Source organism: Exiguobacterium sp. s157, assembly GCF_018618205.1.
GTDB lineage: Bacteria > Bacillota > Bacilli > Exiguobacteriales > Exiguobacteriaceae > Exiguobacterium > Exiguobacterium chiriqhucha.
On the sequence record NZ_JACSLQ010000025.1, the window covers coordinates 1 to 1,185 of the forward strand.

The following is a 1,185-nucleotide window of genomic DNA, read 5'->3' on the forward strand; positions in this document are numbered from 1 at the left end:
TAGACTGACCTAGCGAAATGAGACACTAATAAAAACACCTTGATTAGGCTGCCATCCCACCGTATTTTATCGGTGTGAGGTAGCCTAATTTTTCTTGGATACGTTCTTCGTTGTAGTAGGTCAAGTAATGGTTCACCCGTTCATGCACTTCCTGGTCGCTTAACGAGTTGAACTTGACGTACTGGAAGCCCTCAGACTTCAAGTTCGAATGGAATGATTCGATCACCGCATTATCCCAACAGTTGCCTCTTCGAGACATGCTGCTCGTCAGATGGCTCCTCTTAACGAAATCTTGAAAGGCATATGAGGTATAGACACTTCCTTGGTCCGAATGGATGATGACCCCTTCGGGGTTGTTCCGGCTTTCCAACGCCTTCTTTAACGTATCGATGACAAGGGGCGTCTGTTGATGCTCGTACAACTTATAGGCAACGATCTCATTGTTGAATAGGTCGATGATGGTCGAAAGATATTTCGTCGTGCTCCCGTATTGGATATAGGTGATGTCCGTCACCCACTTCTTATTCGGTTCACTGGCCGTGAAGTCTCGTTTGAGAAGGTCAGGTGCGATGATGATGCTCTCACCCTGAGACCTCCATTTTCGTTTGGGTTTGATCCGACACTGGAGATGGTGCTTTTTCATGATTCTCTGTACGGTGTTCCGGTTTGCTGTTAACTCATAGTTTTGCTCTAACAGGGCCTTTATCTTTCGATGTCCATATCGATATTTCGTATGCTTACATACTTCGACGATTGCTTGCTCTAGCACCGAAGGGTGCTTCACCGGTTCTCTGACCCAACGGTAATAGGTTGCCCGTGGCACGTCTAGGACACGTAGGATCGTCGTGATCGTATATTTCCTCTTCAGGAGTTCTACAGTCTTTAGGATTACTTCTTTCTCAACTCTCTTTCGATCTCCATGAATTTTTTTAAGATTTCGTTCTCCGTCTTCAGGTGGGATAGTTGACGCTCTTTCTTGTCATCCTCGCTGGCGGAATCAGGACCAAGTCCGTAGGTGTACTGCTTCCCGATCGGCTGGTCAAATCGATAGATTTCATTGGACCGATACCATCTCATCCATGTGTGGATCTGGGACTCACTTTTGATTCCGTGTTTCTCCATGATTTCTCTATTCGTCAACTCACCGCTCAGTTTGTCTTTCACCACTGCCCATTTCACTTCACT

2 protein-coding genes are annotated in these 1,185 nt (G+C 46.2%); both read right to left on the bottom strand.

Annotation, left to right across the window (positions count from 1 at the left end):
- Positions 1-43: 43 nt before the first annotated feature.
- A complete protein-coding gene (locus KNP67_RS15660) occupies positions 44-961 on the bottom strand; it encodes an IS3 family transposase (RefSeq protein ID WP_214756986.1) in 918 nt (305 codons plus the stop codon).
- The coding region (locus KNP67_RS15665; RefSeq protein WP_214756982.1) for a helix-turn-helix domain-containing protein at positions 889-1,185 on the bottom strand (297 nt) is incomplete at its 5' end. The genes KNP67_RS15665 and KNP67_RS15660, both read right to left, overlap by 73 nt.